26 protein-coding genes and 1 tRNA gene are annotated in these 23735 nt (G+C 37.3%); 2 read left to right on the top strand and 25 right to left on the bottom strand.

Features of this window, described 5'->3' with window-relative positions:
• Positions 1 to 21 precede the first annotated feature (21 nt).
• From DNJ77_RS05000 to DNJ77_RS04945, 11 genes are all read right to left on the bottom strand, one after another.
• Positions 22 to 270: a hypothetical protein gene (locus DNJ77_RS05000; protein ID WP_192877936.1), complete on the bottom strand. Its 249-nt coding sequence runs from the start codon at positions 268 to 270 to the stop codon at positions 22 to 24.
• Positions 263 to 868, bottom strand: coding sequence for a chloramphenicol phosphotransferase CPT family protein (locus DNJ77_RS04995; protein ID WP_116963895.1), 606 nt, complete (start codon positions 866 to 868; stop codon positions 263 to 265). The genes DNJ77_RS05000 and DNJ77_RS04995 overlap by 8 nt, the downstream gene beginning before the upstream one ends.
• Positions 865 to 1752: an aminoglycoside phosphotransferase family protein gene (locus DNJ77_RS04990; RefSeq protein ID WP_116963894.1), complete on the bottom strand. Its 888-nt coding sequence runs from the start codon at positions 1750 to 1752 to the stop codon at positions 865 to 867. Before DNJ77_RS04990 ends, DNJ77_RS04995 begins: the two co-directional genes overlap by 4 nt.
• The gene (locus DNJ77_RS04985) at positions 1736 to 2941 is read right to left on the bottom strand and encodes a glycoside hydrolase family 5 protein (RefSeq protein WP_116963893.1); all 1206 of its coding nucleotides are present in this window, start codon (positions 2939 to 2941) and stop codon (positions 1736 to 1738) included. The genes DNJ77_RS04990 and DNJ77_RS04985 overlap by 17 nt, the downstream gene beginning before the upstream one ends.
• On the bottom strand, positions 2938 to 3351 hold the full coding sequence (locus DNJ77_RS04980) for a fosfomycin resistance glutathione transferase (protein ID WP_116963892.1): 414 nt from the start codon (positions 3349 to 3351) through the stop codon (positions 2938 to 2940). The genes DNJ77_RS04985 and DNJ77_RS04980 overlap by 4 nt, the downstream gene beginning before the upstream one ends.
• Complete coding sequence (locus DNJ77_RS04975; RefSeq protein ID WP_116963891.1) at positions 3348 to 3893, bottom strand: GNAT family N-acetyltransferase; 546 nt, start codon at positions 3891 to 3893, stop codon at positions 3348 to 3350. The genes DNJ77_RS04980 and DNJ77_RS04975 overlap by 4 nt, the downstream gene beginning before the upstream one ends.
• Positions 3890 to 4426: a dihydrofolate reductase family protein gene (locus DNJ77_RS04970; RefSeq protein ID WP_116963890.1), complete on the bottom strand. Its 537-nt coding sequence runs from the start codon at positions 4424 to 4426 to the stop codon at positions 3890 to 3892. Before DNJ77_RS04970 ends, DNJ77_RS04975 begins: the two co-directional genes overlap by 4 nt.
• Positions 4423 to 6048 (bottom strand): GNAT family N-acetyltransferase, encoded by a 1626-nt coding sequence (locus DNJ77_RS10035; protein ID WP_204723364.1) that lies wholly within the window; start codon positions 6046 to 6048, stop codon positions 4423 to 4425. The genes DNJ77_RS04970 and DNJ77_RS10035 overlap by 4 nt, the downstream gene beginning before the upstream one ends.
• Positions 6049 to 6051: 3 nt before the next feature.
• Entirely contained in the window at positions 6052 to 6384 is a 333-nt protein-coding gene (locus tag DNJ77_RS04955; protein WP_116963889.1) for a phosphotransferase-like protein, read from the bottom strand.
• A gap of 86 nt (positions 6385 to 6470) precedes the next feature.
• Positions 6471 to 7235 (bottom strand): GNAT family N-acetyltransferase, encoded by a 765-nt coding sequence (locus DNJ77_RS04950; protein ID WP_116963888.1) that lies wholly within the window; start codon positions 7233 to 7235, stop codon positions 6471 to 6473.
• Positions 7236 to 7312: 77 nt separating this feature from the next.
• Positions 7313 to 7702, bottom strand: a complete 390-nt coding sequence (locus DNJ77_RS04945; RefSeq protein WP_116963887.1) for a nuclear transport factor 2 family protein — start codon at positions 7700 to 7702, stop codon at positions 7313 to 7315.
• Positions 7703 to 7757: 55 nt separating this feature from the next.
• On the opposite strand from DNJ77_RS04945, the gene DNJ77_RS04940 reads away from it, so the two are divergent.
• The gene (locus DNJ77_RS04940; protein WP_204723363.1) at positions 7758 to 8228 is read left to right on the top strand and encodes a MarR family winged helix-turn-helix transcriptional regulator; all 471 of its coding nucleotides are present in this window, start codon (positions 7758 to 7760) and stop codon (positions 8226 to 8228) included.
• Between the two features lie 348 nt (positions 8229 to 8576).
• Here the strand turns inward: DNJ77_RS04940 and DNJ77_RS04935 are convergent.
• From DNJ77_RS04935 to ubiE, 5 genes are all read right to left on the bottom strand, one after another.
• Positions 8577 to 8666, bottom strand: a tRNA-Ser gene (locus DNJ77_RS04935).
• 201 nt (positions 8667 to 8867) lie between these two features.
• A complete protein-coding gene (locus DNJ77_RS04930; RefSeq protein WP_116963886.1) occupies positions 8868 to 9215 on the bottom strand; it encodes a histidine triad nucleotide-binding protein in 348 nt (115 codons plus the stop codon).
• 9 nt (positions 9216 to 9224) lie between these two features.
• The gene (ubiB, locus tag DNJ77_RS04925) at positions 9225 to 10886 is read right to left on the bottom strand and encodes a ubiquinone biosynthesis regulatory protein kinase UbiB (protein WP_116963885.1); all 1662 of its coding nucleotides are present in this window, start codon (positions 10884 to 10886) and stop codon (positions 9225 to 9227) included.
• Entirely contained in the window at positions 10879 to 11505 is a 627-nt protein-coding gene (locus DNJ77_RS04920) for a ubiquinone biosynthesis accessory factor UbiJ (RefSeq protein WP_116963884.1), read from the bottom strand. The genes ubiB and DNJ77_RS04920 overlap by 8 nt, the downstream gene beginning before the upstream one ends.
• An 8-nt stretch (positions 11506 to 11513) precedes the next feature.
• A complete protein-coding gene (gene ubiE / locus DNJ77_RS04915; protein WP_116963913.1) occupies positions 11514 to 12269 on the bottom strand; it encodes a bifunctional demethylmenaquinone methyltransferase/2-methoxy-6-polyprenyl-1,4-benzoquinol methylase UbiE in 756 nt (251 codons plus the stop codon).
• Between the two features lie 220 nt (positions 12270 to 12489).
• On the opposite strand from ubiE, the gene DNJ77_RS04910 reads away from it, so the two are divergent.
• Positions 12490 to 13569, top strand: a complete 1080-nt coding sequence (locus tag DNJ77_RS04910) for a hypothetical protein (protein ID WP_116963883.1) — start codon at positions 12490 to 12492, stop codon at positions 13567 to 13569.
• A 134-nt stretch (positions 13570 to 13703) separates the two neighbouring features.
• Here the strand turns inward: DNJ77_RS04910 and DNJ77_RS04905 are convergent, their stop codons facing one another.
• From DNJ77_RS04905 to DNJ77_RS04865, 9 genes are all read right to left on the bottom strand, one after another.
• Positions 13704 to 14852, bottom strand: coding sequence for a histidine decarboxylase (locus tag DNJ77_RS04905; RefSeq protein WP_116963882.1), 1149 nt, complete (start codon positions 14850 to 14852; stop codon positions 13704 to 13706).
• Positions 14853 to 15334: 482 nt separating this feature from the next.
• A complete protein-coding gene (gene rsmG / locus DNJ77_RS04900) occupies positions 15335 to 15961 on the bottom strand; it encodes a 16S rRNA (guanine(527)-N(7))-methyltransferase RsmG (protein WP_116963912.1) in 627 nt (208 codons plus the stop codon).
• A gap of 253 nt (positions 15962 to 16214) precedes the next feature.
• Positions 16215 to 16538, bottom strand: a complete 324-nt coding sequence (gene rpsJ, locus DNJ77_RS04895; RefSeq protein ID WP_476702588.1) for a 30S ribosomal protein S10 — start codon at positions 16536 to 16538, stop codon at positions 16215 to 16217.
• 19 nt (positions 16539 to 16557) lie between these two features.
• Positions 16558 to 18654, bottom strand: a complete 2097-nt coding sequence (gene fusA / locus DNJ77_RS04890; RefSeq protein ID WP_116963881.1) for an elongation factor G — start codon at positions 18652 to 18654, stop codon at positions 16558 to 16560.
• Positions 18655 to 18669: 15 nt separating this feature from the next.
• Positions 18670 to 19143 (bottom strand): 30S ribosomal protein S7, encoded by a 474-nt coding sequence (gene rpsG / locus DNJ77_RS04885; RefSeq protein ID WP_116963880.1) that lies wholly within the window; start codon positions 19141 to 19143, stop codon positions 18670 to 18672.
• A gap of 36 nt (positions 19144 to 19179) precedes the next feature.
• Positions 19180 to 19554, bottom strand: a complete 375-nt coding sequence (gene rpsL, locus DNJ77_RS04880; protein ID WP_116963879.1) for a 30S ribosomal protein S12 — start codon at positions 19552 to 19554, stop codon at positions 19180 to 19182.
• Between the two features lie 225 nt (positions 19555 to 19779).
• Entirely contained in the window at positions 19780 to 21420 is a 1641-nt protein-coding gene (gene groL / locus DNJ77_RS04875) for a chaperonin GroEL (RefSeq protein ID WP_116963878.1), read from the bottom strand.
• A 70-nt stretch (positions 21421 to 21490) separates the two neighbouring features.
• Positions 21491 to 21778: a co-chaperone GroES gene (gene groES, locus DNJ77_RS04870; RefSeq protein ID WP_116963877.1), complete on the bottom strand. Its 288-nt coding sequence runs from the start codon at positions 21776 to 21778 to the stop codon at positions 21491 to 21493.
• Positions 21779 to 21943: 165 nt separating this feature from the next.
• Entirely contained in the window at positions 21944 to 23704 is a 1761-nt protein-coding gene (locus DNJ77_RS04865) for a DUF2062 domain-containing protein (RefSeq protein WP_116963876.1), read from the bottom strand.
• Positions 23705 to 23735 lie beyond the last annotated feature (31 nt).

Genomic DNA, 23735 nt, shown 5'->3' with positions numbered 1-23735 from the left:
GCTTGACCACCATTGCTAATTTTATTTTCTGCATTCATAAACGATAGACTCATCTTGGGTAGCAGGTTCTGAAGATTGGTCAAAAGCTTTGAGCGTTCTGATGTGTTTAAAGCCTGCGGATTTTAGCATTTCCATCAGCTGATCTTGCTCATAAATCTTCACTCTAAGCTCTTCAATTTCTGTATGGATAATCTTTCCTGCCTCCATCAGTTCATATTTGCAAAGGCTGAGATAGGTGTCGAGGTTTTTTATATTTGAATCTTTATCCATAAAATTTATTTCTCATGTTATTAAAACCTTTAGGGTTTTGATTGTTATCGATAAAATCAATTATTTTCCTAGCAACATCAAATACTGATGAATTGCTCGTATCAACTGTTAAATCATATTCCCTAGTTCCGCTGTGCACTCTATAAAATTGATCGTTTGATAACCCTACAGCTCTATCGCGGCGTAAAAATTCACGTTCTTGCATAATGGCTAGGTCGCATTTAACGCCAATAAAATAGGTAATATGTTCAGCCAATTTGGCTACATACGATTTCAAATGCTGATCGTCAAATAAAACTTCATCTATAATGAGATTGTTAGATTGATTTGCAAGCAACAAAGCAAAATCAGCCATAACACCAAATAATTTATCTCCAGTAGGCTTTGACTCAACCCTCATTAAAGGGCCACGATTATTTTCTCCTGGCACAAAAGCAAAATATTCAGCATCTTTTCCTGGAGATGGATATGGTGTCATTTCAATAAATGTATCAACACCAAAGGTTAACCATTGTTCGTTACTTAAATGTTGGATAGCTCTTGCAATAGACGTTTTACCGCTAGATCCTGCACCATTTAATAAAATAATTTTACTCATAATATTCCAACTCCATCATCTATTGCCTCGGCAATAATTATTTTCTGCGTTTTAGCCTCTGAACTGTTTTTATCTGAAATTTGGCAAAGCTCAAATGTTGCTTTCCAAAGGGCCCAGGCACGGGCGCGAAGCCAGGTATCTTGCTCCATATCCATTTCAGAAATAAAAATCTTACGAGTTTTTCCGGATAAATAAGTCCATGCAATTACAAGATCGCAGGCAGGATCTCCAACCGCAGCGCCACCAAAGTCAATGACTGCGGATAATTTGCCGTTATCCATAAGTATATTGCCAATCGCAAAATCCCCATGAATCCATACAGGTTTTTTATCCCATTTTGTCTCACAAGCCTGGTCCCATAAAGCTAGTGCTTTGCTTGCATCTATAATCTCAACCAGCTCTGCAATTTGTTCTTGTGCTCCTTTATCGTAAACACTGACGTGGTCACCGCGCCACCAGTTATGCTGACCAGGCTCAGGTCCTTCAATATCGGTAATCGCTTGTAGCTCTTTTAAAAACTTGGAGAGATCAAAGGCAAGTTGTTCTTTGTCTTGTTCGGCTAAGGTGAGCAAATTGATACTTTTACCAGATAACCATTTGTATATAGAAAACGGATAAGGATAATCTGCCGACGGATTGCCCATGTTAATCGGAGCCGGAATGCTAACGCTCAAACGTTTTGCTAATTGCGGCAGTAGCTCTTGTTCTTTTGGAACTTTTAAAGCGTAATCTGCTGCTGTTGGCATACGAATGAGCATATGGTCGCCAAGCCTATAGGTGCGGTTATCATGCCCTTGTTTTTCAACATCAACGATAGTTAAACTAGCGTATTCTGGAAATTGCTCTGCTATGAGTTTGCGCGCAAGATCAAGGGTGATTCTCATTTAATGCCTTTTTTATCATTGAAAATGCGGAATATGTGGATTTGCGATTTAATTCAGGGTTTTCACCACGCTCTATAGCTTGCCAATAACTCCATGGTAACTTGTTATTCCCTAGCTCATAATCCATACCGTCCCAAGTATCTTCTCGAAAAGCATAAAAGGCAAAGTGCCAACCTTCTTTATCAAAAATTGTAATGAGATCTTCAAAATATCTTTCCAAACCAGCTGACATACGGTGTCCACCGAATTCACCAACTAATATTTTATCGCTTGCTATATTATGAGCTTTTTGAAATCTACTAACCGCTGACATGTATTCTGCGAGAGCCTTTTGGTTCCATTGCTTTTGATTGATACAACCAGGATATTGGTATTTACCTTTGTTCATTTTATGATTTGTATATTCATAAGGTTCATACATGTGAAAGGAGTACAAAATGTTTTGATCCTCCTGAGGCATCAACAACCGAAATGTTTTAGCATCAGCATATGCAGAACTATCGAGAATAATAGGCGTATCTTTATCAATTAGCCTTACATGCTTTATGATACGGTTATAAAAGTCGTAAAGCATTTGTTGAGCCTCTTCTTGATGTACTGTATTTATGTGCACTTCTTTAGATGCAAAAATTCTTTCAGGATGAGGCTCATTGAGTAGATTGTACCCTACAATTGCAGGATGGTCTTTTAATGCTTTAGCCAAATCTTGCCAAAAGAGAGCGGTCTGAGTCTGATACTTTTCGTCTTTCCAAATCCTTAGGTCGTCTCTATCTTGATTATTTTGCTTCCAGCGCGATCCGGGAAGGCTGAGCATAGTGATTACGATAGGCATTTTCTCTTGGTAGCATATATCCAAGATCTTTTTTAGCTGTTCTAGGTCTTCTTTGATTAATCCACGATAATCATCAGCATTTCCTATTAAAAAATCACGATGTAAACTTGCGAACTTATCTGGTGCTAATCTTATAAATTTGATTCCATATTTTTTAGCTGCTTTTATATCATCTGAAGTGATATTGCGATTAAAGATATTTGCTCCTTTTTGCTGAGTGTTCCAAAAATTTATTTTCTGAACAGGAGCAGCAAATACAATGATGTTATTCATCAACACAAAAATCACTAATGTGCATAATTGCATTAGTTTTGTTATATGATTTAGATGATTTTTCAAAAGATCAATCTTTATCATATGAACCACTCCACATTTTTCCAGTTGCCAGGGTTGGCTTTTTTAGCTGCAATTCTGGCTTGGCTGTTTCCAACGTGAATTTCTAATTTGTGCCCATCTGGATCAAGAAAATAGAGAGATTCACCAGGAGATGTATTTTCTTTAAAAATGTGAGCGCCGGAGTTTTGAATTTTATCAGCCATCATTTCAAAATCTTCACTGCTTACACTAAATGCATAATGTGTATAACAAGATTGAGGTTCTCTTGCTAAATCAACGTTGAGGCAGAACCAAAATTTTCCTATCAAGAAATATGCTCCTTGATCCCATTTAACTAATGGTTTAAACCCTAAAACATCTTTGTAAAACGAGAAAGCTCGGTGGATGTCAGTAACAGCTAAAGTGATGTGATTAATGTCTGTAACAGTCATAGTTTTTTTACCATTAAATCGCTATTGTGTCCGATGAACGCTCCTTGCATTGCTTGATATTGGCCAACTTTAGTAAAGCCGGCTTTATTATAAACTCTTATAGCTCTAGGATTGTGCTCAATCGGATCGATAAAAAATGTATCGGCTTTCGGATCTATGTCTTTTTTATAAAAAATCATAAATTTTGACAGCGTAGGCACCGCCAGTCCGCGCCCTAAATATTCTTTATTGCCTATACCAAAATCGAGCGCGATTGTATGCCCCGTTTCAGACATTCTTGCAAGGTGCGCATTCGAAAGGTCTGTTTGATCTTGTTGAAGAATATCAGAAAGCACAAAAGCATATGGCTCGTTATTAATAAAACCGATCCAGTACTGGGTTGTTCCTGCAAAATAAGTTTGCGGCTTTCCATGTATAAAATTTAGAATATCATCTTTATGTTCCTGACTGTTATCCCAGAACTCCATCATATGAGGCTCGGCAAGCCAACTAAAGATGGTGTCTATGTATGATGTCGAAGCTTTTTGAAATGTAATGTTCATGTGTTTTTCCGCAAATAAATTTTTTGTATCATGCCATCCGTTAAAGCTTTTTCGGCTGTTAAATCAAACTTTTCAAAACTTAAACCCAGCGGTATGCCGGTTCCTAAAGTTTGAGGGACAATTGTAAGAATGATTTCATCAATCAAGCTTTCTTGTGCAAAGCTTTTGGCAAGTTCTGCACCGCCTAAGAGCCAGATGTCTTTATCTGACCTACGGTCTTTCAGCTTGGTCATAAACTCAAGTGGGCTATCGTGTGTAATGCTGATATAGGGTTTATCGGTTTCAAATTTTTTGGAGGTGAAAACATAAGTGTGTTTATCCGGCCAACCCCAATCACCAAAACCTAAAATTTGTTTGTAGCTTTGGCTTCCCATTAGAATTGTATCAATGCGTTCCATTAGGTCTTTGTAGCCAACAGCCTCGAGTTCAGCATCATCTTTTGGATGCGGAAGCCAGTCAACACCACCGTTAATATCTGCGATAAAGCCATCAAGTGAAGTTGCAATGTAGAGGATTATTTTTGGTTGTATCATAAATTACCCCCATCGATTACGGTTCCTTGGTGATAGAGGATCTTCCAATCACCATTTATTCTTCGCCAAATCGTTGATCTTCTTGTCACTCTTGTTTTGGCTTGGATAAGAATGTACGTCAGTAAATAGTTATCCGGTGCGATTTTTGTGAGCTCAAAGTCCTTTGCTTCCCAAGTATCTTGATAATCTCGGTCGTTATACCGCTCAAGCAGAGTTTCTGTGATGTCTTGTTTGGTATAGACATTACCAGATGCACCAACTTCCCAAAATTCATCACACATTTGGTTTTCAATATCTTGTTTTGTTTTTCCAAATTTTTCAGAATGATGAAAGATTGGTTCTCTTGATTTAAGTTCAGCTAAGATTTTGTTTTCATCGAACGCTTTCCACTCTGCCGGTGCATCCGACCTAAAGCCATCCCAAAGCAAACCTCCATGTGGCCCCAGTATCTTTGTAACTAAAGTTTCGATTGCCCTAGCATCACCGCTTTGAAAAAGGCTTTCAAACGCAGCTACGAATTCTGAAGCCAAAGCAGGGTTATCATCTTTTAAATAACGGATAATTGATTTACCGCTGGCACACCACTTGTTTTGGCTTCTAAAATAAAATTGCCCTAGAGCCTCAAGTAACCGTGCTGCGGATGCAATCTGCTCAGCGCGCTCGACTGGATGTTTAATATCATCCAAGACATCGGTGATTAAAAACCGTTCCTTGTCAATTTGTTCTTGGTCCCATATCGCTGGCCTTGCATTTAAAACTTCTTGCGCAAGAGTTTTAACACTTTTTGAAAAAGCGCTGGGGCTAGTTACCTCACGTCCATTCAAAATCATATAGCAGAGGCCAGAGATGCCATTTCCTGTTCTTGATTCTTCAAAAAAATACCGCAAGGTATCAACATCATGAATAAATGCGTCAATTGGCCAACTGTCATAAATAAAGGCTTCTCTATGAGCGTGTGGCAATGATTCAAAAACAATCACAAGATCCAAATCAGATGCACTTGTTCCCTGATTAGTCGAAACTGATCCTGCCCAGAATACGGCTTTAGCCTCAGAATAGCGTTCTTTAATTAGTTTTTGGATGGTTGCTAGTGCTTCATTTCTTGAAGGTAACCCTTTTAACATCGATACCTCCCCAGTATCTTTTTGCTCAACTAACCTTTTAAAACCTGCTTTTTCATAAGCTTTAATCGCTGCAATATTGCTCGAATCTGGATCGGCGAAAATATGACTGTATTGGCCGCCATATATTTTCAGGAATTCTAATATTGCTTTTGAGCCCAAACCTTGTTGCAAAGCCTCTTCTTCGCCAATAAAAATATCAAATGCCCCCAGGCTTTCTGGCAGACTTGAAAGTGGTTTGCTTCTAGGAAAATCATATGCATTATAAATTTGAATGTATCCAACCGGCTTCTGATTGTTATGGATAATGAAGCCTTGGATAGCTTTTTTGATTCCATCCGCAAGCTTATAGCCTTTGATGTATGAGCTATATTTTTCACGTACCAAATCCATTGTATACCTCACATCCCGATCCCACCATTTTTTGACGTGAGATGTCTCTAGCCACTTGAGCAGTAGAGGGAAATGTGATTCATGCAGTGGTTCGAAGGTAATGGTCATAATCTACTCCTGCTTTTCTAATAGTTGAAAGGCTTTTGGCGCGGGGTTATCATCAATAAACTTGAGTATCAGGTGGGCTGCTTCAAAAGGAGATATGGCAGTTGTATCGACCTTAAATTCGTATGAACTTAAAACACCTTGGTGTACTCTGTCGATTTGATCGTTAGAGAGACCAATACATCGATCACGCCTTAAGATTTCTCGCTCTTGCATAACTGTCAGATCACAAAAAACGCCGATGTAATAAACGTTGTGACCCTTTAAATGCTGGACGTAAGCTTTTAAAGACTCTTCATTAAATAACACTTCATCGATAATAAGATTGTTTCCCTGCATCGCTAAACATTCCAGCTAATTTAGGCATAACGCTAAATAGCTTTTCATCTTCCTTACATGATTCTACATGCATTGTGGAGCCACGCTCATTTTTTCCCTGAAAAAATATTGTTTTTAAACAGAGGTTCAAACCCAAGTTTTTGATAGACCCCAAGACCTGAATCGGAGGACTCTAAAAAGCAATGGTGAGCCCCTAATTTTTTTGCCTCTGATAGTACGTAACGCATGAGATGCGTCGCATATCCTTTGCCCTGCAATTCAGGCACGGTGCCAACATCATCAATTCTTGCAATGCTATTGTTCAGTGACAAGGTAATGGATGCGATTGGTTTTTCCTGTTTGTATAAGCTGAAATGGTGGAGATTAATATTCCTTTTTAAGGCATTTTCATGGATGATTGCATAGATCGAACAAACTTCAAAAGTAGATTCAAATGCGCCTATCAATGGCATCATCCAGTCATTTAATTGATCATCATTCGCTTTAATCGCGGTTTCATCACCAAAACTCGCAGTTTGCCCCATTGCAAATTTATCTAAGTCCACAACCATTGAAACGGATTTACTTTTCTGGGGATAACCCATCGTATTTAAAATATCTACCATTTGAGAGGTACAAAATTCTTGTGGGATGATAATATCAAAAGCAAGGTTATCCTCGTCGAAAAACTGCTTTCCTTGGATTAAAATTTTATCAAGAACGTTTGTATTTCTTGTAATGTAAATAAAATTGAGTTCAGCACCACCAGTCATATAAGCATTAGCTCCATCGCCTAGATCTAAGCATTTTGAGGCAATGCCTCTGAAAAAATAATCCTCGGCTTGGCGGTATAAATTTATCAAGTCAGTCATGTTCTATTCCCACAATTTAGAAGGTAGTTCCCCCTAATTTTGTCTCATTTCATGCGATATTTTACTGAATGACACTATTATTGCGAGAAAATTTCACTTTTCTTTTCTTCAAAGGGGCTGGCGTCATAAAACAACTCGATTTTAGAGATAAGCCGATCCGTGAATTCCATCAGCACCGCTGCCCTAAATTTACCAATGGGTGCTGGAACAATCATATCGTAGGCGAACATGATCTGATCGCCGGCTGCAAAACGTGACCTGATTTGGATGTCCTGCAATATCCCACCGAAATTCTTTGCAGCTGAAACAACTGCATCTTTGCTATGCATTTCTGCGAGTGGCCCGATAAAATGCACGTTGTCATGCAGGTAGCCAGCCATTTTATCAAAGTCTTTTGCAAGCATGGAATTGTAATAGTTTTCCGCAGACTTTAAGTTAGTATCACTTTCAGAATTTGTTGTATTCATATCGAACTCCTATTATAGTATAAGCACGCTGATAATATAATGTAAGGGCACTGATATGTCAACATCTCAAGAAATAAATGTCGCAGGTTTGTTAGGTTATAAACTAAAACAGACGCAACACAGCTTGCGCCTTCGCATGGACGAAGCTTTAAAAACCCTTGATCTGACAACGCCACAATATGCAGTACTGGCGCAATTAGAGCTCCGACCTGGTATATCTAATGCAGCTCTAGCTAGATCAGCTTTTATCACCGCTCAAACCATGCATGGTATTGTCTCTAATTTAGAAAAACGGGGTTTAATTCATCGTAAAAGCGATGCTTCCCATGGTAGGATTTTATGCACAGAATTAACAAAACAAGGAATGAAAGTTGTTCAGCAGGCTCATAACGTTATCAGCAAAGTCGAAGCGAGCATGACCTCTACTATCACAGAAGATAATAAAGTACTGTTGGAAAAGTTACTTCTGGAGTGTTTTAATAATCTGCACACCAACAGAATGGCTCCTGATATCGAAGATCAGTGAATGCTAAATGCATATGAACATAATCTAAAGTGACCATATCACAGTAAAATTCTCGTTCTGTGGGTACACACGCCATTCTCCGCCCCAATAACGAACCTCAAGACCGGTTTTGCAAAAAACCAGTAAAATCAAGGGTTATGGACATGCGCACTTTCAGGTCGGACGTTCGCATCTAACTGAGAAGCGGAGAATAAAAAGGGAGACTTTGGGGTAAAATGGCGAAATTGGAGAAAGTGAGGTACGGGTCTAACAGCAAGCAAAAACTCTGGAAAGCGCACAAATACTGGGGTTTTGAGACCTGATAACACTAGCTCAAAAAGACGCGAGAAAAGTTATCTTCAAAAAAGCTGGCGGAGGGGAAGAGATTCGAACTCTCGATACGCGTTAACGTATACACGCTTTCCAGGCGTGCTCCTTCAACCACTCGGACACCCCTCCCAGAAACTTAATCATATTCTCAACTTATGGTGGATTTGTTATTAAGCTCAATCATCGTGATTTCGCTAACTAATTTGACCTTTGCATTAAACAAAACCCAGGCATCCTAACAAACTCATTCTCATAAATCAAGTCGCAAAATAAGGCAAACAATATCTACTCATGAAATTAATACATTAAAAATCATGTGCTACTATGCTACTAAGTATTCTGTAGCGCATCTTTTTTGAGAAATTTACCACCTAAAATATGGTAATGTAAATGAAACACACTCTGACCCCCTGCTTTACCTGTGTTAACAAGTGTCTTATATCCCTCTAAACCTAACGTTTCAGCAAGTTTTGGAATCGCAAGGCTAATTTTAGCTATCAACTCCGCATCTTCCTCCTGTAAATGATTTAAACTATCAATATGTTTTTTAGGCACAACCAATACGTGTGTTTCTGCAGCAGGGAAAGCATCATGAAAAGCTACCATGTCTTGATCCTCATAGACCTTATTGGCTGGAATATCACCTTTGATGATTTTACAGAAAATACAGTCACTCATTTTATCTCCTTAATCCTTTTGCCTTGTTAGCCAATAATAGATAATTAGTACTACACAAATTCCACCGACTAACTCATAATGCTGCTTTATAAAAGCATGAACACTATTAAAAATGCCAATATCATAACTGCTTATAATACCAATCGCTATTAATGACAGACCAAAACCTAATATCATCCCACGTTTTTTGGAATGCTTTATCAAACGCTCATCTTTATTATTGTCTTGTATTACTTTAAGTTGTTTAACTTTTGTATTTAATAATTCAAACAACAGCTCTGGCATATCTGGCAGGCGTTCACTTAACTCTGGCAAACTCTTCATCGAACGCTTTATAAATCCTTGCCAGCCAACTCGCGTTTTCATCCACTTCTCTAAAAATGGTTTGGCAGTTGCCCATAAATTTAAATCTGGATATAAATCTCGTCCCAATCCTTCAATATTTAAAAGTGTTTTCTGTAATAGCACCAATTGTGGTTGCACGCTCATGTTAAAACGCCTTGCCACCTGAAACAAACGCATTAAAGTGTAGCCAAATGAAATCTCAGCTAGTGGTTTTTCAAAGATCGGTTCACAGACAGTTCGAATTGCCGATTCTAGCTCATCCACACGCGTATCATATGGCACCCAACCCGATTCAATATGAAGCTCGGCAACTTTTTTATAATCACGGTTAAAAAACGCCAAAAAATTACCAGCTAGGTAATGCTGATCTTCACGCGTTAAGGTGCCGACAATACCAAAGTCAATCGATATGTATTTAGGATCTTTTGGATTTGACGCATCTATAAAAATATTACCTGGGTGCATATCGGCATGAAAGAAACAATCTCTAAAGACTTGAGTATAGAATATCTCAACACCTCGCTCGGCTAGAAGCTTTAAGTCTGTGCCTAAAGATTTCAAGGTTTCAATATCTGAAACTGGAATACCTTTGATTTTTTCAATCGTTAATAAATTATTACGACAATACTGCCAATAGACCTCTGGCACGTAGTGAATATGGCTATCTTTGAAATTTCGCTTAAGTTGCGAGGCATTAGCAGCCTCACGTTGTAAATCAAGCTCATCCAAAAGATTACGACTTATTTCAGCAACCACTTCTACTGGACGCAATCGCCTTGTTGAAGGAACATAACGTTCCAACATACTTGCTAGCGCTTTTAAAAGCTCTGTATCTTGAATTAATATTTTCTCAATATTAGGACGCAACACCTTAACCACGACTTCTTCACCTGTGTTCAAAGTTGCACCATGAACTTGTGCAATTGACGCCGAAGCCAAGGCGTTTATATCAAACTTTAAAAATGCTTTATCAATCTGCTGCTGTAAGGCTTTTTCAATCGTTTGAATTGCATACTCACTGGCAAAGGGTGGAACCTTATCTTGTAGCTTTGCCAATTCATTTGCTAAATCATGCGGCAAAAGGTCACGCCTTGTCGATAATGCTTGACCAAACTTAATAAAAATAGGACCTAAAGTTTCTAGTGCCAAACGTAACCGTGTGCCACGGTCAAGCTTGTTGCAATTCAGCCAATAATAGGGGTTAAAAATAAGTGTAAACCTTAATGCTCTTAACAAGGGCAGATTTGCCATCATCGCCGTAACATTATATTTATTGAAAATATAACCAATATAGATTAAGCGCAGCCATTTTTTAACTTTACTCATGCGCTCCCTCAATCATTTCAATCAGTTTTAAATATTTATTAAGTTTGGCTATTACCCTATCTGTATCCTCTTTTAAAATTTGTACATCCATAAAGAAATCTTCAAGCTCCTGGCGACATGGAAAAAAGTTTTTTTCATATTGCAGATATTCTCTTAATTCTATTGGCAGTTTCTCTTTGCTCACTCTAAACCAATGATTTAAAGCAGTTAGAGGTTTATCCAGTAATGAACTTAAAGTATTGTTCTTACCTTGAGTTAAAGTAAAAATTAAATCTGGTCGAATTGCTTTAAAGAAATTGCTATAACGCTGCAACACTTGAATATCACCGCTAAAATTGACTTTGTCGGTTTGAATAAAGTGTTGCGGATTTGGGCTTAAACACATCGCAACAAGCACGCTTGACTTTCCTCTTAGACGATTGTTTGCTGCCATTTCAGTTATAGATAATAACAATGTATTGTGTTGTGGTATCAATACACAGCTAAGATTCAAGTCTCCAATATCAACAGCTAATGCTTCACCTGCTAACTGTTGCAGCAAGTAATTCCGTTGAGGGTCAAGCCTTAATGTTTGATAAATAAGATAATTGATGAGCTTAATAACATGGTTTTTGTCCATCTTCCCACCTAGTACTTAATACCAATATGTAATGCTACTACACCAGCTGCCATGTTTTGGTATTCTACTTTATCAAAACCTGCATTCAACATCATTTGCCTTAAAGTCTCTTGATCAGGGTGTTTACGAATGGATTCGGCAAGATAACGATAACTATCAGCATCTTGAGCAATAATTTGTCCCATAACAGGTAAAACTTTAAACGAGTACTGATCGTAGATCTGACTTAAAATAGGAAAGATCGGCTTAGAGAACTCTAGCACTAGCAATCGCCCTCCTGGTTTTAATACACGATACATAGATTGCAATGCCTTGTCTTTATCGGTTACATTTCTAAGCCCAAATGAAATAGTAATACAGTCAAATATATTATCTGAAAAAGGCAAGTATTCTGCATTGGCTTGGACATATTCAATATTACCAAGACAGCCTCTATTAGTTAACTTTTCTCTACCGACATCCAACATTGACGCATTGATGTCACTTAAGATCACTTTACCATTATCACCTACTTGACGAGTAAATTGATACGCTAAATCACCTGTACCACCAGCTAAATCTAACACCATATTACTAGGCTTAACCGCTGCTTTTTGAATTGTGATTTTTTTCCAAATACGATGAATCCCAAACGACATGACATCATTCATAACGTCATACTTAGTAGCAACCGAATGAAAAACTTCGGCAACTTTTTGCTGTTTCTCCTGCCATTTGACCTCTTTAAAACCAAAATGCGTAGTCTTATCTCGTTGATTATCCATATTAAACCAAAGGCGATCTAAATTGGCCATCAGTATAACGCGAAAAGTAGATGGACACCACTTGCGAATAATATATACCATAAAACCTTCACCTATCAGGATAGGGTAAAGGACAATTTGACTAATTTTGATGGCAGCTATTTATTATCTTAAGTTGATTCGTTAACTTTTAACTATGATAAATCACAAATCTCAGGTTATTTTTTAAGGAACATAATTCATGCCAAACAATTTACAAAACAAAAAAATAGAAACTACTGAACGTCTAAAGAAAGTGCTTGACCATATAGCGAAATTAAATTTTCCGCTTGTAAAGAGCACGATAAAGCCAATAGCTTTATATACTGTCTCTTCCATATTATCGGAAGCAATAAAGCAAACATCTATAGGCTACATAGATGATACGTATGACGAGCTAAAAACAGCAATGACTTTCATTATTGACAATCTAGTTACACCAATGGCTGCTAGTACGCTTTATAAAGCTGGTGGAGACTTGTTAACATCTAACAAATATTTTACAGAAAACCAATTCGGAGTAAGCTTTGTTATACTTTATAATTTCCTATTGAGAATTTCTACCGACCATCCTTATATAAATGGATTAATCGATAAAGCCTTGACAGCGTATAATTTTAGAGAGAATATTTATTTTTTCACAGGTTGCCATCCTTTTTTCTTTAGCAAATCGGCGGTAGATACACTCAATATCGATTTTTTCTTATCACAAAATTTGGATTACACCTTTGTTACCTGTAAAGATAAAGATGAAAAGACGTTATTTACCACAAAATTTAATATCCCTATATTATCTAAATTTTATCAACATAAAGTCGGTTATTTGCCTGGGAAATGGTGTAAGGATAATGATAAGTGGGTGTTTACTACACCTGTTCCAAAAGAGCAACTTATTAGAGAATGTAACGATAGATATGCACAATGTTACTTTAGCGATAATAATAAGGTTGATAGCATCTACGCGACTACTCCATTAGGAAACCAATACGATATTTATTACTATACACCAATCACTTATAGTTCAATAAATCAAGAAAACCCACAAGAAGCTGCTGTACAAAATGTAGTGAACAAAATCAATTCTAGTATTGACTACCTGTCAACACCTCCTCTTGTTAAATTTGATGAAACAAAGAAAAACGATGCTAACAACAGAGATAAATTTATTCAAAGTCTCACCTCACAAAATGAGGCAGAACCAGGAGAACTAAAGCTTTTCTTTTGGTTAAGACAACAAGAAAATCAAAACAATAATTCAAATAGTTTCAGTAACTTTCGTTAAACTTTATAGCCCATAATTAAAGGTTTCAAAAATCCTTTAATACCTTTAATAGTAGTGAGGGATCAAGGGATTTTTGTTTGTACTAGAAAGCAATCACAAGGTATCAGAATCGGAAAGGAAAATGGGAAATACAGTTAAAGTAAGGATGAAACTTTGCTTGGATAGTAGGTGATCGTATTGTCCCTTGTTTTTTTATAATTTTTATAAAAGGTAATGTCGTTAATAAATTCCTTAATCATATTAAAATTTGTTTTTGGCAAGACAGTTATTGTTGTATATCGTTTATAACTAGGAGCATGCCATTTTTTCATAATTTCATCATCTACTCGATCAAAAACCACTGTAATTGCATGGTCATTTTTCCAAGCATTTATATTATTTTCAATGGCATATTGTAAGATCTCATTAGCATTATTTAAGCACTTTATATACCTTTCTTTTAAACCATTGTATCCACCAATATTACGTATACCTTCATAAAGCAATATTGGGGAAATACCGTTTCTACTTCCAGCAATAGTTAAATCATTATTCTTGACATACTCAATTTCTCGATTCTTTAAATATTTTTTATTTACTAAAAAAATTCCAGAAGGAATTGGAGAGCCAATAAATTTATGACCACTAATATTTATTGAGTCAAAATCATAACCTAACTTTAATTGATATTTAGTGAAAGGTAAAAACGAACCATCAAAAGCCGCATCAGCATGAATATAATATTTTATATTAAATGCATCAGCATGTTTTTTAAACAGGTCAATATGGTCAATTGATGAGGTTATTGTACTTCCAAGAGTAGCGAAAAAGATAACAGATTTTCCTTTATTTAAGTTCAAAGTTGTAGATAAAGCGTCTTCTATAATATTCCCTTTTTCATCAGTTTTTATACGAATTAAAGGTAAATTGAGTATATTAGCAATTTTATCTATACAGTAATGAGCATACTCTGATGCTAAAATAATACAATTTGAACGATTTGAATCACTTAAATAGTTTCTGCCAAGCCAACATCCATTCAACGCTGCTTCAGTGCCACAATGAGAAATGTATCCCCACGACTCATGGTAACTACTTTTGTAAAGCTTTAGAAAAAAATGGATCACTTCTTTTTCATATTCATGCGAACTAAATGCGTTTGACAAATTTTCAGGGTTACCTAGATTATTTATGGAATAGTTAAGCACATCAGATAGATAATCATATTTAAAATCCGTAGCAGGAGGGTAACCAATATATAATTTACTATTATGAGAAAGACGCTCTATAAAATCTCTATTCATTTTTATACTATTTCCTTACATTTTACTTTTTCGTTACGTTTTACTCTAATCTAAACTTTCCCAAGTTCTGTTAGACAGTTAGCTCAATAATCATCTGAAGCCATGAGCTTTGTGATTTTTTTGGCTTAAATTTATCATTTTTGCAAACCCTTCGTTTATTAAAGTTGGCAACTATCAGCTTTATTGATGACTCCTTCTGAAAAATGCTTGCAAGTGAGTTAGTAAAAGCTGTAAGGTATCCATTCATGAGTTGCTCCAGTTTTTTTAGCAACCCTAAGATACAGGGATAAATTTTGATTTGCAGCTCATCAACAGCAAATTCTTACAAAATTAGGGAAAGTTCAGTTGATAAATTAAGCCTTAAAGAAATAGTGGTAGTAAGAAAAGTATTTTTAGCTAATTAAGGTACTTTTCCAGGTTATGGAAATCAAAAAAATAACGCTTCACTCAGGATTTTGCAAATTTTTCTTCATGTATGGAGATTATCTATGTTGTTTGGTGATGCGTATCACATGTCTCTTTGCTTCTAAGAGTGGTACGTTTACTTCAAACGTTTCAAAATATTGGTTTAAATTTTCCAAGGCTGTAAGCTCCAAATCCGCACCTTTCATTGCAATCAATTGTCCATCATCTTGTTGCAAATGATGGCATAAATGATAAAAATCACCCACTGAACTAAATGCCCGTGAGATAATTGTATCAAATAAAGTCTTTGGTTGATATGACTCAATGCGAATGTTAATAGGTGTAATATTCTGCAAGCTCAGTGCTTTTTTGACATGATTTAAAAAACGAATTTTTTTGCCAACGCTATCGATCAAGACAAAATGCTTTTCTGACATTAAAATTGCCAAAGGCACACCTGGTAAACCACCACCACTTCCAACGTCAATGACTTGTTGACCCTTAATAAAACGGGCTACCGATAAGCTATCAAATAAATGCTTGACCAGCATCTCATTCCAATCAGTAATAGATGTCATATTATAGGTTTTATTCCATTTTCTAAGCAAGACCAAGTAATTAACCCATTGGTTAATTTGCTCATCTGTAACAAGCAATGTTAATTTTTCAACCGCTTGACGAATCTTCACTTTCGTGTCATCCATCATATTATTTAAACAATCAATTGTGATCATTTTGTTTGGCAAGAAAGTTATACAATGAGCTTGAGTATATACAGCTTGAAAAATATTTAACAGCAAAAAATTACTTATCTGCAGATAAGTAATTAATATTTGTTATACCCATAACCTAATCACATGCCAATCATTGAAATAAAAAAAGCGACTTCACGTCGCTTTTTAAGTATGATTGTGCACCTCTTGATACACAAAGATTAAAAACAGAGATTAAGATTGATTAATTTAGGCTAATTTGAACGTCAACACCCGCAGCAAGATCAAGTTTCATAAGGGCATCAACTGTTTTTTCAGTTGGCTCAACGATGTCGATCAAACGTTTGTGAGTTCTGATTTCATACTGATCACGTGCATCTTTGTTTACATGAGGTGAAATCAAAACCGTAAAGCGCTCTTTGCGTACAGGTAAAGGAATTGGACCCTTAACTTGTGCACCGGTTCTTTTTGCTGTCTCGACAATTTCTTTAGTCGATATATCAATCAATTTATGATCAAATGCTTTTAATCGAATGCGAATACGCTGATTATTAATATTTGTTGCCATTTTCTTTAAACCTTCTAAGTTACGAGTTACGCTTTTTAATGATTTCTTCTGCAATATTGCCTGGGACTTCTGCGTATTTTTCAAACTCCATAGAGAATGACGCACGCCCTTGAGAGATTGAACGCACGTTCGTCGCATAACCAAACATCTCTGCCAATGGCACCAATGCATTAACCACTTTACCACTTGGATTTTCATCCATACCAGAGATGATGCCGCGACGACGGTTCAAATCACCAATTACGTCACCCATATACTCTTCAGGCATTACAACTTCTACTTTCATCATTGGCTCAAGAAGAACTGCGGAGGCTTTTTGCGCACCCGCTTTAACTGCCATTGAGCCTGCAATCTTAAATGCCATCTCAGATGAATCCACATCATGATAAGAACCATCATAGAGTGTTGCTTTAACATCAATCATAGGATAGCCAGCGATTACACCATTTCGTAATTGCTCTTCAATACCTTTAGCAACTGCACCGATGTATTCTCTTGGCACTACACCGCCAACGATATCATCAACGAATGCAAAGCCTTTGCCCATTTCTTGAGGCTCAAGCTTAATCCAAACGTGACCATACTGTCCACGACCGCCTGATTGACGTACAAACTTGCCTTCAGCTTCAACACCTTGTTTGATCGTTTCACGATATGCTACTTGAGGATTACCAACGTTTGCCTCCACTTTGAATTCACGTTTCATGCGATCAACGATAATTTCTAAATGCAGCTCTCCCATCCCTGAAATAATAGTTTGACCTGACTCTTCATCTGTTTTCACCCGAAATGATGGATCTTCTGCTGCTAAACGACCCAATGCAATCGACATTTTCTCTTGATCAGCTTTAGATTTTGGCTCTACTGCAACTGAGATAACTGGCTCAGGGAAATCCATACGCTCAAGCGTAATAATATTATTTTCATCACAAAGTGTGTCACCTGTTGTTACTTGTTTTAAACCAATACAAGCAGCAATATCACCTGCACGCACTTCTTTAATTTCATCACGCTTATTAGCGTGCATTTGTACAATACGTCCAATACGCTCTTTTTTACCTTTCACAGGATTATAAACCGCATCACCTGACTTCAACACTCCTGAATAAACACGGATAAATGTTAAGTTTCCAATAAATGGGTCTGCGGCAAGTTTAAATGCAAGGGCAGCAAATGGCTCTTCATCAGATGACTTACGTGAAGCTTCACTACCATCTTCTAGCTCACCACGAATAGCTGGAACATCATGTGGTGCTGGTAAGTAACGCACTACACCGTCAAGTACAGCTTGTACGCCTTTATTCTTAAACGCTGAACCACAAAACGCTAATACGATTTCGTTATTAATAACCCGTTGACGCAAAGCTGCATGAATTTCCTCTTCAGTTAGCTCTTCACCTTCAAGGTACTTATTCATTAATTCTTCATTTGCTTCAGCTGCTGCTTCAATCATTTCTTGACGAAGCTCTTCAGCATGTGCATAAAGCTCTTGCGGAATCTCTTCTAAAGTGTAAGTTAACCCTTTATCTTCCTCATTCCACATGATGGCTTTCATGCGCACAAGATCAATCACGCCTTTAAACTCTTCTTCGGCACCAATATTAAGCTGCACAGGGACAACAGTTGCCTTTAAGCGTGATCTAATTTGCCCTAACACACGTTCAAAATTCGCGCCAGCCCTATCCATTTTATTCACAAAAACGATACGTGGAACACCATATTTATTAGCTTGACGCCACACTGTTTCTGATTGAGGTTCAACACCTGATGAACCACAGAATACAACAACTGCGCCATCAAGCACACGCAAAGAACGCTCTACTTCAATCGTAAAATCAACGTGCCCCGGGGTATCAATGATGTTAATACGGTGTTTATCAAACTGTTTATCCATACCTTGCCAGAACACTGTTGTTGCAGCAGAGGTAATAGTAATACCACGCTCTTGCTCTTGTTCCATCCAATCCATTGTTGCTGCACCATCGTGCACTTCACCAATTTTATGTGAAACACCAGTATAGAACAATATACGTTCAGTTGTAGTTGTTTTACCTGCATCCACGTGGGCACAAATTCCAATATTTCTATATTTTTCAATCGCAGTCATACGTGACATGAGTTTTCTCCAATATTACCAACGGAAATGCGCAAATGCTTTGTTAGCTTCAGCCATTTTATGCGTATCTTCACGCTTTTTAACAGCTGAACCACGTCCTTCTACAGCTTCCATTAACTCAGCAGCAATACGAAAGCCCATACTTTTTTCTTTACGTTTACGTGCTGCATCAATAATCCAACGCATAGCAAGCGTCATTTGACGCTCAGCTCGCACTTCAACTGGAACTTGGTAAGTTGCACCACCGACGCGGCGAGATTTAACCTCAACCATAGGCGCTACTGCTTCTAAGGCTTTTTCAAAAACCTCAGTGGCTTTTTCCCCTGATTTTTTTACTTCAATTTGATCAAAAGCGCCATAGACAATTTTCTCAGCTATAGACTTTTTACCTGATAACATGATGTGATTAATAAATTTTGCAACGATCTCACTTTTAAACTTCGGATCTGGCAACACTTCGCGTTTTGGTGCTCGGTTTCTTCTAGACATTTTATCTTTCCTTTAACCTAAATAAATGAATTAAAATTATGCTTTAGGACGCTTAGTACCATACTTAGAGCGACCTTTTTTACGGTCCTTAACACCTGATGTATCAAGTGCACCGCGAACGGTGTGATAACGCACACCTGGTAAGTCTTTCACACGACCACCACGAATAAGAATAACGCTATGCTCTTGAAGATTATGACCTTCACCACCAATATAGGTGGTCACTTCAAATCCACTGGTCAATCTTACACGCGCTACTTTTCTTAACGCTGAATTTGGTTTCTTAGGGGTCGTTGTGTAAACACGCGTACATACGCCACGTCTTTGCGGACATGACTTCAAGGCTGGTACATTCGTTTTAACAACCTTTTTCTTGCGCGGATTGCGCACCAACTGGTTAATAGTTGCCATTATTTACTCCGTAGTTTTTTAAACATCTAATCTTTGCATAAACTAAAAAGACGCGGAATTATATACAAAAACAAGCAAAAATTGCAAGCTGATAATTCCATTTTCCATCAATCATTTTAAAGATCAAACCTTACCTTAAAGATTAGAAAAACAAAAAGGGGCTTTCGCCCCTTTTAAATTCAGTCTGGCATAAGCCAAACTATCAATGACTAAATAACGATGGAACTACATCATTCCACCCATACCGCCCATGCCACCCATACCAGCAGCACCCATATCAGCTTTTTCTTCTTTTATCTCACCAACCATAGCTTCAGTTGTAATCATCAAACCAGCAACGGAAGCAGCATGTTGAAGTGCAGAACGCACTACTTTAGTTGGATCTAAGATACCCATTTCGATCATATCGCCATAAGTATCGTTTGCTGCATTGTAACCATAGTTACCTTCTTTAGCACGTATATTATTAACAACAACAGATGCTTCACCACCTGCGTTTTTAACGATTTGACGCAAAGGCGCTTCCATTGCACGACGTGTTAATTCAATACCATGATTTTGGTCTTCATTATCACCTTTTAAGTTAATAAGCGTAGCTTGTGCACGAAGAAGTGCAACACCACCACCAGCAACAACACCCTCTTCAACTGCAGCACGTGTTGCATGAAGGGCATCGTCCACACGATCTTTTTTCTCTTTCATTTCGACTTCAGTCACCGCACCAACACGGATAACTGCAACGCCACCAGCAAGCTTAGCCAAACGCTCTTGAAGCTTCTCACGATCATAATCAGAAGTTGCTTCCTCCACTTGTTTTTTAATTTGGGCTATACGAGCATTTATACTTGCCTTTTGCCCTGCACCATCAATAACAGTTGTATCATCTTTTGTTATTTGTATACGACTTGCTCCACCCAAATGCTCAACAGAAGCTTTTTCAAGTGTCAAACCAACCTCTTCAGCAATTACAGTCGCGCCTGTTAAAATTGCAATATCTTCCAGCATTGCTTTACGACGATCACCAAATCCAGGTGCTTTTACAGCAGCAACTTTTACAACACCACGAATATTGTTTACCACAAGTGTTGCAAGTGCCTCACCTTCTACATCTTCAGCAATGATCAACAAAGGCTTACCAGATTTAGCGACACCTTCCAATACAGGCAACAACTCACGGATATTAGAGATTTTCTTGTCAACGATTAAGATATAAGGATTCTCTAATTCAGCAGTCATATTTTCTTGGTTAGTGGCAAAGTAAGGTGATAAATAACCACGATCAAACTGCATGCCCTCTACAACATCAAGCTCATCTTCAAAGCCCTTGCCTTCTTCAACAGTAATCACACCTTCTGATCCTACTTTTTTCATCGCTTCGGCAATGATTTTACCGACTGTTGCATCAGCATTTGCAGAAATCGTTCCTACTTGCTCAATCGCTTTGTTATCTGCACAAGGCTTAGATAATGCTTTAAGCGCTTCAACTGCTTTTATAGCTGCTTTATCAATACCACGTTTAAGGTCCATTGGGTTCATTCCCGCTGCAACCGCTTTTAACCCTTCAGTTAATAGTGCCTGCGCTAAAACAGTTGCCGTTGTTGTACCATCACCTGCGATATCTGCTGTTTTAGATGCAACTTCTTTAACCATTTGTGCACCCATGTTAGCAAACTTATCTTTTAACTCGATTTCTTTGGCAACAGAAACACCATCTTTAGTAATTGCTGGCGCACCAAATGATTTTTCTAAAACCACATTACGACCTTTAGGACCAAGCGTTACTCTTACGGCGTTTGCTAACGTATTGACACCTTCTAACATACGAGCACGTGCATCATCTGAAAACATTACTTCTTTAGCGGCCATGTCTTTTCCTCTTTTAAACTTTATTAATTTAACCAAAAATAAACTATTTCAACTTAGCAGTATGCGCAAATTACTCAATCACTGCCAATATATCTTCTTCACGCATCATCAATAGCTCTTCACCATCAACTTTGACTTCATTCCCGGCGTATTTCCCGAATAAAATCGTATCACCCACTTTCACGTCCAATGCACGAACAGCACCATCTGTTAGGATTTTGCCATTTCCAGTTGCAATCACTTTACCTTGCATCGGTTTTTCTTTTGCGCTATCGGTTAAGATAATACCACCTGTTGATTTTTGTTCTTCTTCAGCGCGACGAACCAACACTCTATCATGTAAAGGGCGAATTGCCATATGTTTACTCCTTCTTTTAAGCTATGTTAAACATGTTGTTGTTTATTGCAGGCAGATATATGGTGATAGCAAATTTCTTTTCAAGAATTTTTTTTGATTTTTTTATTTTTTATTGGAAATAACCAAATTTTTCAGGCCAAATCTAGTGCTACGCCTTCGATTACATTACAAAGCAAAAGGTAAGCGATTATTCAATTCATCCTTGAGTCGACTCTTGATTTCTGAGGTACTCGCTTTGATTAAGGTACTCTGTACTTGACTTTGATCGATTTGCACAACTGGATTATTTAAACTTCCCATCAATTTTATACTTATTGGTAAGCGATCTATCATTTTATTCGCATCAGAAATTGATAAGTTAGCATTTTGGAAAATCAAATTAACTGGTAGATCAAGTATTATTTCATCGCCTTGCCACTGCCATTTACCTTGTGCTTCTAGTGAATAAGTTTTTGCAGATAGACCAAAACCCTTGCTAAACTTAATATCCTGAAGAAGTTTATCAGCAGGCATATCTTTCAATTCCAGTGAAAACATATTCGCTATCTTTGAGTGATTCGCGCTAATGAGTTTCGCCTTGATCGTTTGGTCTTTTGAGACAATCCTAATTGCCGTTGGTGCTTTAATGAGCCACGGCTGTGTTGAAACGTTACTGGCGATAGCGTTAAAGATTAAATTATTTGAATAGTTAATATTATTAACCGTAAGCTTTGTAATTGTGAGAGTTGGGGTGTTAGTGATTAAATCAGTCGCTTGTCTATCTGCGTAGTGATACATTTGAGTTACCTTAGCTTCTTGCTGTTTTACATCAGCTGACTCATGTTTAGCTGTATCAGGAACAAGCCAACCCAAGAGACACTTAAGTTGCTTTAGATATGATTGATATTGCTGTACATTTTGCACGTAATACTTTACATCGAAGTCTTTTATATGTTGAGTTTGTGCTTGTTGTACGACTTTATCTTCTTTTGGCGTGGGAATAATTGATGTGTCTATGTTCGGTAAATAAAGCATTGCTTTTATAGTACGCGGCTGATTTGTTAACACGTCGTTTATAACAACATTACTCAGAGTCAACCTTTTTGTTAACAACTCGCTTACATTCACCTGCATCGTGAGTGTTTTCGCATAAAAACGATTTTGATTTAAGTCCTTAGGATCCGCAATCTCAAGCCCTGTGATATTGAGTTTACCATTAAACATATCAAGCTTAAACGTATCAATCTCAACTGTTGCACCGTTTATTCTAGTCAACTCAGAAACCAAAATATTTTTTAACATTTGTGACTGCAAAAGACCACTTAAAACAAATATAAACACAATCACTACAGCAATAATAATGACACCCAAGATCCGAAAAGGATGTTTAAGCCTTCTATTTCTTAACTTCACCCAATCAATTTTGTGCACAGACTGTCCAAAGATAATCCAGCTAATCATTTTAATTAAGCGCTTATTAACGATATTGTCATATAGGGTTTCCTCAGTTTGCATTATTGCCATTTTGGCTTTTACAAGTGAAACCAACTTAGTGATCAAGTAACCAAAGATCAGACCCAAAATAAGTGCTAAAACAAAACTTCCTGTTACCAAATAATAATCAAATCCTGCATAGGCAAACACAGGTGTATTAATCATCCATTTTAAAATGCCTTGTAAAAACCCATCTAATACAAACACGCCAACGTGATAGGAAACAACCTCCAAAGTAAATGAAAGTAACCTGGCAACGGCATATATAATTGCGGCAACGACCAAATTGACATTAAGCAATATCAATAACCCAATTACAATAATATATAGTAATGGTGCATAGCTAAACCCTGGTAAGAAACCAATCATTCCCCCAAATAGTACAGCTAAAAAAAGCTGCATTGGATTTGATTGCCCTGTAACGATTTTGATTAATTTCTTTAATATTTTCATATTGCATCCTCCACCATACTCAATTCTCACT

The sequence above is a fragment of the Fastidiosibacter lacustris genome, from assembly GCF_003428155.1.
GTDB lineage: Bacteria > Pseudomonadota > Gammaproteobacteria > Francisellales > Francisellaceae > Caedibacter > Caedibacter lacustris.
The sequence above is the reverse complement of the archived record's forward strand: the minus strand, read 5'-3'. Positions and strand labels throughout refer to the sequence as shown.

Coding starts and splice junctions, on each gene's coding strand:
- DNJ77_RS05000 (WP_192877936.1), bottom strand. CDS start 270: ATGGATAAAGATTCAAATATAAAAAACCTCGACACCTATCTCAGCCTT.
- DNJ77_RS04995 (WP_116963895.1), bottom strand. CDS start 868: ATGAGTAAAATTATTTTATTAAATGGTGCAGGATCTAGCGGTAAAACG.
- DNJ77_RS04990 (WP_116963894.1), bottom strand. CDS start 1,752: ATGAGAATCACCCTTGATCTTGCGCGCAAACTCATAGCAGAGCAATTT.
- DNJ77_RS04985 (WP_116963893.1), bottom strand. CDS start 2,941: ATGATAAAGATTGATCTTTTGAAAAATCATCTAAATCATATAACAAAA.
- DNJ77_RS04980 (WP_116963892.1), bottom strand. CDS start 3,351: ATGACTGTTACAGACATTAATCACATCACTTTAGCTGTTACTGACATC.
- DNJ77_RS04975 (WP_116963891.1), bottom strand. CDS start 3,893: ATGAACATTACATTTCAAAAAGCTTCGACATCATACATAGACACCATC.
- DNJ77_RS04970 (WP_116963890.1), bottom strand. CDS start 4,426: ATGATACAACCAAAAATAATCCTCTACATTGCAACTTCACTTGATGGC.
- DNJ77_RS10035 (WP_204723364.1), bottom strand. CDS start 6,048: ATGACCATTACCTTCGAACCACTGCATGAATCACATTTCCCTCTACTG.
- DNJ77_RS04955 (WP_116963889.1), bottom strand. CDS start 6,384: ATGCAGGGAAACAATCTTATTATCGATGAAGTGTTATTTAATGAAGAG.
- DNJ77_RS04950 (WP_116963888.1), bottom strand. CDS start 7,235: ATGACTGACTTGATAAATTTATACCGCCAAGCCGAGGATTATTTTTTC.
- DNJ77_RS04945 (WP_116963887.1), bottom strand. CDS start 7,702: ATGAATACAACAAATTCTGAAAGTGATACTAACTTAAAGTCTGCGGAA.
- DNJ77_RS04940 (WP_204723363.1), top strand. CDS start 7,758: ATGTCAACATCTCAAGAAATAAATGTCGCAGGTTTGTTAGGTTATAAA.
- DNJ77_RS04930 (WP_116963886.1), bottom strand. CDS start 9,215: ATGAGTGACTGTATTTTCTGTAAAATCATCAAAGGTGATATTCCAGCC.
- ubiB (WP_116963885.1), bottom strand. CDS start 10,886: ATGAGTAAAGTTAAAAAATGGCTGCGCTTAATCTATATTGGTTATATT.
- DNJ77_RS04920 (WP_116963884.1), bottom strand. CDS start 11,505: ATGGACAAAAACCATGTTATTAAGCTCATCAATTATCTTATTTATCAA.
- ubiE (WP_116963913.1), bottom strand. CDS start 12,269: ATGGATAATCAACGAGATAAGACTACGCATTTTGGTTTTAAAGAGGTC.
- DNJ77_RS04910 (WP_116963883.1), top strand. CDS start 12,490: ATGCCAAACAATTTACAAAACAAAAAAATAGAAACTACTGAACGTCTA.
- DNJ77_RS04905 (WP_116963882.1), bottom strand. CDS start 14,852: ATGAATAGAGATTTTATAGAGCGTCTTTCTCATAATAGTAAATTATAT.
- rsmG (WP_116963912.1), bottom strand. CDS start 15,961: ATGGATGACACGAAAGTGAAGATTCGTCAAGCGGTTGAAAAATTAACA.
- rpsJ (WP_476702588.1), bottom strand. CDS start 16,538: ATGGCAACAAATATTAATAATCAGCGTATTCGCATTCGATTAAAAGCA.
- fusA (WP_116963881.1), bottom strand. CDS start 18,654: ATGTCACGTATGACTGCGATTGAAAAATATAGAAATATTGGAATTTGT.
- rpsG (WP_116963880.1), bottom strand. CDS start 19,143: ATGTCTAGAAGAAACCGAGCACCAAAACGCGAAGTGTTGCCAGATCCG.
- rpsL (WP_116963879.1), bottom strand. CDS start 19,554: ATGGCAACTATTAACCAGTTGGTGCGCAATCCGCGCAAGAAAAAGGTT.
- groL (WP_116963878.1), bottom strand. CDS start 21,420: ATGGCCGCTAAAGAAGTAATGTTTTCAGATGATGCACGTGCTCGTATG.
- groES (WP_116963877.1), bottom strand. CDS start 21,778: ATGGCAATTCGCCCTTTACATGATAGAGTGTTGGTTCGTCGCGCTGAA.
- DNJ77_RS04865 (WP_116963876.1), bottom strand. CDS start 23,704: ATGAAAATATTAAAGAAATTAATCAAAATCGTTACAGGGCAATCAAAT.